This window comes from Dolichospermum lemmermannii CS-548, assembly GCF_028330815.1.
Classification (GTDB): domain Bacteria; phylum Cyanobacteriota; class Cyanobacteriia; order Cyanobacteriales; family Nostocaceae; genus Dolichospermum; species Dolichospermum lemmermannii.
Genome location: NZ_JAQMTJ010000121.1, coordinates 1 through 5,398, shown reverse-complemented (window position 1 = coordinate 5,398; position 5,398 = coordinate 1). Strand labels below are relative to the sequence as shown.

The 5,398-nt window shown below is 39.6% G+C and carries 6 protein-coding genes; 3 read left to right on the top strand and 3 right to left on the bottom strand.

The genetic code is table 11. The features are described from left to right. Nucleotides 1–366: 366 nt before the first annotated feature. Together PN450_RS08310 and PN450_RS08305 are read right to left on the bottom strand one after the other, a co-directional pair. The gene (locus PN450_RS08310) at nt 367–1,161 is read right to left on the bottom strand and encodes an LmeA family phospholipid-binding protein (protein WP_148766221.1); all 795 of its coding nucleotides are present in this window, start codon (nt 1,159–1,161) and stop codon (nt 367–369) included. Nucleotides 1,162–1,366: 205 nt separating this feature from the next. Next, complete coding sequence (locus PN450_RS08305) at nt 1,367–3,139, bottom strand: alkaline phosphatase (RefSeq protein WP_271835978.1); 1,773 nt, start codon at nt 3,137–3,139, stop codon at nt 1,367–1,369. A gap of 79 nt (nt 3,140–3,218) precedes the next feature. On the opposite strand from PN450_RS08305, the gene psb28 reads away from it, so the two are divergent. The 3 genes from psb28 to PN450_RS08290 are packed head-to-tail and all read left to right on the top strand — an operon-like array spanning nt 3,219 to nt 4,272. Next, nucleotides 3,219–3,554: a photosystem II reaction center protein Psb28 gene (gene psb28, locus PN450_RS08300; RefSeq protein WP_015081114.1), complete on the top strand. Its 336-nt coding sequence runs from the start codon at nt 3,219–3,221 to the stop codon at nt 3,552–3,554. Between the two features lie 36 nt (nt 3,555–3,590). Beyond that, complete coding sequence (locus PN450_RS08295) at nt 3,591–3,830, top strand: hypothetical protein (RefSeq protein WP_271835977.1); 240 nt, start codon at nt 3,591–3,593, stop codon at nt 3,828–3,830. Beyond that, nucleotides 3,763–4,272, top strand: a complete 510-nt coding sequence (locus PN450_RS08290; protein ID WP_168697391.1) for a MogA/MoaB family molybdenum cofactor biosynthesis protein — start codon at nt 3,763–3,765, stop codon at nt 4,270–4,272. Before PN450_RS08295 ends, PN450_RS08290 begins: the two co-directional genes overlap by 68 nt. A 693-nt stretch (nt 4,273–4,965) precedes the next feature. Here PN450_RS08290 and PN450_RS08285 read toward each other — a convergent pair. Next, a complete protein-coding gene (locus PN450_RS08285) occupies nt 4,966–5,241 on the bottom strand; it encodes a tetratricopeptide repeat protein (RefSeq protein ID WP_417033738.1) in 276 nt (91 codons plus the stop codon). Between the last annotated feature and the right edge of the window lie 157 nt (nt 5,242–5,398).

The window sequence follows — 5,398 nt, the reverse complement described above, 5'->3', positions numbered from 1 at the left end:
TCGGTAATTTCGGATTTTTGAATACCTGTGAGGATAATTTTGATACAAAATCGTCGAAATCTTAGGTGGCGATCGCTAATATCAAATCCCCAAACGACCATTTTTCGTTGTGTGACAGTTTAGGGTGCGGAAGGTGGGTTCAATAAACTGGTGGAAAAATTTCATGGCTGGGCAAAAAATTATGTTGATTTAGAAGAATCAGAACGGTGTGCTGGGGAGGTAGGGGAGAAATTTTCTTCTTTCTTCTTCGTCCTGAACTCCTGATAGCGAAGCGTGGCGTTAGCCATACTCCTGACTTCTATAAAAATTAAAATGCCGCCCAGTGTCAACTAGGCGGCGTTAATTTTTTCTCAATTTTCAGAATTGTTAAGAACTGTGAGGAATTCTTTCTATTTCCGCATAACCACTAAAAATCAATCTTTGACCTTCTGTTTCTAAACGATTTAGTCGCATTTTTACCCCATCTAAATCAAAGCGATCTAAATCAACCATATTATCCAAAATTTCTACCAATGCCAGACTTAAAGTCTGGGAAATTTCTCTTTGTGCTTCTGGAACTCCCTCAAGTTCAATCTTAGGTTCTTTGAAAGAAACCCGCCTTCTTCTTTCAATTCCGACACCAATGGTCATACTTAGGGGTATGAGTTCACCGTTGTTTAAATCGGCTTTAGCTACCAAATGCAAGCGATTTTCAGGTAATAACTTGACTTCAACTTCGGTAAAAGAAACTGGTTCACCACCAGATATGGCAATCAAAGTGGGTTCAGAAAGGTTCAGCAGCCGCTTTTTCACCAATTCCGACTCAAAAGCTCGATTAATGCCTTCTTCTGATAAAATCACCTGGGCTACTGCTTGGGTGGGTTGTTTGAGAGTAAGTTTGCCACTTAAAACCGAGCCGAAGTCAATGGCTACAGCGTCGGTTTCAAAGGACATTTCCTCAACTGCGAAATCTTTGCGAATTACTAAGCCGCGACCGTTCATTTTAAAGCTATCAATGCTGCCTTGCAACAGTTTGCTGGAGGGATAGCAGCGCACAAAGACTTCTACCGACTCGCTTTGGGTAAACAGGTGGCGAATCGTTTGGCTGGCGACTGTATTGAGCATTCGCTCTCCCCAATCGGTGCTTTTGGTATCTGTTAAACCAGTAAGTCCGGCGAACATTAGGTTTTAGTCTCTAGAAGTTCTTTATATTTTTGTAACAAATTGTGAACAATTATGCAAGCGATCCCCTGATTTAATCTCCTGATGAGTCAGAACAGGATAACTGATGGTTGAATGGTCATTGGTCATTGGTCATTGGTCATTGGTCATTGGTTAAGAACTTTCTTGTATTGCCTATTACCTATTACCTATTACCTATTACCTATTACCTATTGCCCATTGCTTTCCGTTGAGTCTGATAAATGTGAATTTGGTCTACTAAACCCCCAATACCAGGAATATCATCACCATAAAGTTGAAAACCTTTACCGACAGAATTAGTTAAAACTTCTGCACCTTTACCTTGATAATAAACAGGAACTGGACGATTGCCATGATTTCCCCAACCGTACTTTATATTAGGATTAGAACCCCAAAAATGACCCGCTTTCATGGAATCAGATTCAGCAGTTAAAGCTTCTGCACTTTTTTCTTTCAGCAGTTCGGAAAAGTTGGGATTTAAAGTCAGATAATGATCATGATCAGCAGTAACAATCAACAGATTATTTTCCCAACCACCATTATTTTTAATCCAGTCAATTGTTGTTTTTACAGCTTTATCAAAATCCAATACTGTCCCGATCATATTATCTATATTATCATCATGGGCAGCCCAATCAATATCACCACCTTCTACCATTAACCAAAATCCATCTTTGTCTTTAGATAAAACTGCTAAAGCTGCTTTGGTTAAATCATTGAGTGTGGGATTTTCATTAATTTCTTTCGCAATAAAAGATTTATCGGTTTCTCCAGCAAGTAGAGGCCGAACTGTATCGGGGTTTTTTCCTTGAGAACCAAACAGGGAAAAGATACTCAAACCTGTATTACTGTAATCACCATTAGCGGTACTTACAGGGAGATTTCCCTCTTGTCCCCTAGCTCCATATAATCCTAACAAGCGATCGCCCATATTTGGATCTAATTTAGCCGCAGTAGTCCCTAACTTATCAGCCGCATCTTTTCCCCGTTCTAAAAATGTGTAGTTATAGCGGTTTTGATTGGGGTTTTTACTCAATTCTGCATAGGTCGTTTTAGTGATATATTCAAACTTAGTTGGCGGTTCTACACCCGTAGGCAGAGGTTGACTACTAGCACCTGTGAGAGGATGACCACCACCTAAAATTACAGTTGGTTGATATATGCGAAGTTCCTGCTGGAGAATATTATCTAAAGTCGGATAATCACCATCATATTTATTGCGACGATTCACGTTTGCTGCTGCTGCTCCCGGTGTAGCATGATCAATAGGAACAGAAGTCACAATCCCCGTAGATTTACCATGATCAGCCGCAGTTTTGAGAATGGTTTCTAAAGGTTTTTCAAATATATCAACGGAAATAGCATTGTTATAGCTTTTGACTCCTGTGTACAAAGTAGTCGCTGTATTGGCAGAATCAGGATAACTATACTTAATATACTCAGGATCATTACCAGGAGTCCAAGGATTTATTCCCCCACGTTGAGGATCATAACCCACTAAATTACCCACTGCATTAGGATTAAGATTTTTCCCCCCTCCAGATGGTTTATCGCCAGGATTAAATTGAGGTTGGAATTTAAACCCTGGTAGAATCGGACTAGCACCTGTAATCGGATTAGAGTTTGATAACGCAGAGTTACCCGTGCTGAAAACTCCATTACCAGGAGCAATGGTAGTACCATAGGTGGTAGCAAGGGCGTAATTATCCAGAGTTTGAAAACTCAGTCCTTCCCCCTTACCAGAAGTATAATTATATCCTTTAGCCATAGCCCCAGCGCGAGCCATTTCCCAGCCCATACCATCCCCAATCATCAGAATGACGTTTTTGGTTTTAGTAACAGGTGTAGCGGGGCTAGAATGGTTAGTCAGAGTGATGAATATACCAACTACAATGATCAACGCTGTAGTAAATAAACGGCGTTTAAATCGGAATTGTGAACTAGATTTAATTACCATTGGTAAAATGCCTGCTAGGAAATTGCTCTATGATGAGAGAATATTACAAAATGATCACAAAACTTTAAATTGACTCATCATGGCGAAAATTCAGTTTGCTAAAGGTATTGAAGAAACAGTAGTTCCAGATGTTCGGTTGACAAGAGCAAAACAAGGTGAAAGCGGTACGGCAACATTTATCTTCACCAATCCTGATATATTGGCGCAAGATGGCACAGATGAAGTTACTGGTTTATATTTGATTGACGAAGAAGGGGAAATCGTTATTCGTAACGTTCAGGGTAAATTTGTCAACGGTAAACCTGAATCCTTAGAAGCAATTTATGTGATGAATTCTAATGATGAGTGGGATCGTTTTATGCGCTTCATGAATCGTTACGCTGAGGACAATGGACTAGGATTGAGTAAGTCTTAATTAGTCATTAGTCAGTGGTCAGTAGGGGCGAAGCATTTGGAAAATAAATTATCGGTCATTGCCAAAAATAGTTCTCCAAATGCTTCGCCCGTACAGTGGTCAGTAGGGGCGAAGCATTTGGAAAATAAATTATCAGTCATTGCCAAAAATAGTTCTCCAAATGCTTCGCCCGTACAGTGGTCATTGGCTAAAATACATAACATCTATTATGGAATTTCAACCACACCCCAATACACAGCAAGTTTCTGTAAGTTGTGCGGTGATTACCGTCAGTGATACCCGTTCCCCAGATACAGATAAAAGTGGTCAATTAATTAAAGAACTACTTTTAGCAGATGATCACACTGTGGCATTGTATCAGATTATCAAAGATGAACCTAAAGAAATTCAATCCCAAATGACAGCCTTGGGCGAAGATACTCGTATCAATGCTGTAATTTTTAATGGAGGAACGGGAATTGCTCCCAGGGATACTACTTATGATGCTTTAGAAAAGCTATTAGAAAAGACTTTACCAGGATTTGGGGAATTATTTCGGTTTTTAAGTTATCAAGAAATTGGTTCTCGCGCTATGGCTTCCCGCGCTGTCGCTGGCGTTTATCAAAGCAAAATCATTTTTTCTCTTCCTGGTTCTAGTAATGCTGTACGACTGGGGATGGAAAAGTTGATTTTACCGGAATTGGTGCATTTGGTAAAACAATTAAATTTGCAGAATTAAACGAATCAGGATATCCAGGATTTAAGGATGTACAGGATGGGTATTTACTGTTATTTTAACATATTAATTGTCTGAATCAGGATGTCCAGGATGTAAGGATGTACAGGATGGGTATTTACTGTTATTTTAACATATTAATTGTCTGAATCAGGATATCCAGGATTTAAGGATGTACAGGATGGGTATTTACTGTTGTTTCAACATATTAATTGTCTGAATCAGGATGTAAGGATGTACAGGATTTTTATTATCTCAATATTGTCAAGATTATCCTTAACTACCCCTTGACAAATTTCTGAATTTAGCCTATCATTAAATTATGGTGGAAATCTGTGTCGCCATATATAGTCAGGTTATTAACAAGATCATAGAAAAACAGATATCAAACATTCCCAAAAACTCATCAACCCAACCATTATCAAACATCCTGTTAATCCTTAAATCCTGGACATCCTGATTCAGACAAAATATTATTGTTGTCATGCAGAGCCTCCCGTGAGCATTCCCCGGCAGAGCCAGGGAACGAGGGAAAAATCACATCCTGTTAATCCTGAACTCGTTCCCAGACTCCGGCTGGGAATGGGAGTTTGAGGCTCTGCCTCAAATACAGTGAATATAGTGGAGGCAGAGCCTCCTGTGGGCATTCCCCGGCAGAGCCAGGGAACGAGGGATTAACATCACCAAAGAAACTCCCTACAACTCTTTTAAAAAAGCCATTGTTTGTTCATAAAGAGCAGTATTTCCTTGAGCCATGAACAATTGCGCTGCTCGTTGCAGGTCTTCTCTGGCTTTTTGTTTGTCACCAAGTTGATAATAAACATATCCCCGGTTGCGGTAGGCTTTGGCATAGTTAGGATTAATCTTGATAGCTTGGTTGTAATCATCTATTGCTCCTGGCTTATCTCCTAATTCAGAACGGACACTTCCCCGGTTGTGGTAGGCATAGGCAAAGTTAGGATTAATCTTGATAGCTAGGTTGAAATCATCTATCCCACATTCCGCACCCCAAAATGTTACAGAGGGAAATTACGGAGATGAAAATCAAAGGGAGCATCAAAACAAACAGATAAAGTGAAAAAAGGCATTTGAGAAACAGTAAATCACCAAAAATGTCATCAAAATCTAT